Annotated in this window: 1 protein-coding gene; it reads left to right on the forward strand. The window is 60.9% G+C overall.

Annotation, left to right across the window (positions count from 1 at the left end):
- Nucleotides 1-900: 900 nt before the first annotated feature.
- The coding region (locus tag EN991_RS33580; protein WP_127370345.1) for a relaxase/mobilization nuclease domain-containing protein at nucleotides 901-2,162 on the forward strand (1,262 nt) is incomplete at its 3' end.

Consider the following 2,162-nt stretch of genomic DNA (forward strand, 5'->3'; position numbering starts at 1 on the left):
TGGCACCGCTAATCAACGGCGCAGCTCCAATTTCGACGCGTGCAAGGCAAAAGTCGGCAGGGCGAGTGCACTCGATTCAGTGATTTTCGCGCACGTCGCAAACACACGGAATAGCTCACCTTCGCGAGGCGATCGCGCGATCGATGTTCCCGTCGAGACTGTGTTCACGGCGATCCGCTCACCGAGCGTGCGATCACCAGCGGTTAATGCGGTCAGCGATCTCACCGCGCTCGTACCGCCAGCGGGTATGCGTCCGGGGTCTGCACATGACACCAGGCCTTGACAGAATTCTCGACGAGCCTGGCGGTATCGGACCAAGTGCACGGCGCCGATGCGCCAATCCGGCGGCCTCCTACTTAACAGGGGCCGCGGTTATAGCAGCCTCAGCGTCCGCCTTGGCGATCACAGCTTCGGCACGTTCTATGGCAGCACCGAGTTCATCGCTCCGCCATGTATCAACCGAATGGCCATCGTCGAACGACCGGTCGTCGACTCCCCGAGCGCGTGAGACCAGCTCACGAAGCGCGGCAATGGCTTCGGAAAGTAGACTGGCTTCTGCTCCGTTTCGGGAAGACCGCGTCACATGTTTATCCCTGTTGCATCGCGATCATGGACCATCACGCAGTGTCCTTACAACAGACGACTATTGCTTGATTGGCGCATTCCTGGTCAATCGCATTCCGGCCTGTTGCGCCGCGGGAATTGCGGCGGACCGTTGGCTTGCAGGGATTGCGAGAAGGGATGGCAGGATAAAGGGCCGCGATGTGCGGCTCGGTCGGTGCGTTCGATTTCAAAGACTTACGCATCACATCCGCGATGTGCGTGGCAAATCCGCGATGTGCGCGATTACCAATTTCTCAAATTTCTCAAGAAAAGCTGCACCTCGCAGACTCGGCGGCCATGAAAAGTGACGACGATTTCCGGGTCCGTCCTGGCCGCATTCGTTCCCGGGCCGCTCAGCGTGCACGCCCCTTCATCTTCCAGGCACTGGCCGCTGCACAAAGGGCAGGGGGACATATCTCGCGCAAGGGAAACGTCATCTCCTCACGCGCCTCGACGTTCGGTCGTGGCAGGTCGGCGAGCATCCGCGCCAATCGCCTCATCACCGGCCGCTCGCGCGGCGCCGTCGTAAAGGCACGCGTTGTCCGGGAGTTCAGGGGATCGACGCCGCTCGCCGCCCATCTCAAATATCTTGGTCGCGAGGGTGTGTCGCGCGACGGCGAGAAAGCAAAAATGTTCGGACCGGACGGGGACGAGGCTGATCATGATGCATTCTCGGACCGCTGCAGGGATGATCGGCACCATTTCCGTTTCATTGTCTCTCCTGATGACGCCCAGGAGTTGGGCGACCTCAAGAGTTTTGCTCGCGGCCTCATGGTCGATATGGAGCGCGACCTCGGCACCAAACTCGACTGGATCGGCATCGATCACTGGAACACCGAACACCCCCACGTCCACATTCTTGTGCGCGGCGTGGCGGATGATGGCGAGAACCTCGTCATCTCACGCGACTACATCCGCCAGGGCATGCGCGACCGAGCAAGCGACATCCTCACCCAGACGCTGGGGCCTCGGACCGATAAGGACATCCGCCGGACAGTCGAACGGCAGATCGACACCGAGCGCTGGACACAGCTCGACCGCCAGCTTGTTCGCGATGCCGATCGCCTTGGAATCATCAATCTCGCGCCGCCTGGCAGCCACCAGCCCGACGAGTTCCTCACGCTTAAGATCGGGCGGCTGCGCAAGTTGGAACGGCTTGGCCTCGCCAGCGAGATACGTCCTGGCCAGTGGACCATTGCCGAGGAGGCTGAGACGACGTTGCATGCGCTCGGCGAGCGTGGCGACATCATCAAACGGATGCATCGCAGCATATCCGACCATAGCGTCGAGAGAGGCGCGGCCGACTATGTCCTTGCAGCTGGACAGACAGCCGAACCTATTATCGGTCGGCTTTTGGAGCGGGGGCTCGACGACGAACTGCGGGGCTCGGCATATGCCGTGGTCGATGGTGTCGACGGACGCGTCCATCACATCCGGTTTCAAGATCTCGATGCAACAGGAGATTCAGCACCTGGCTCCATAGTTGAGCTCCGCCACTACAAGGATGCGAAGGGCCGTGGTCGTGTCGCGCTCGCCATCCGTTCAGACTTCTCCGTCGA

The sequence above is a fragment of the Mesorhizobium sp. M7A.F.Ca.US.005.03.2.1 genome (genome assembly GCF_003997795.1).
Taxonomy (GTDB): domain Bacteria; phylum Pseudomonadota; class Alphaproteobacteria; order Rhizobiales; family Rhizobiaceae; genus Mesorhizobium; species Mesorhizobium ciceri.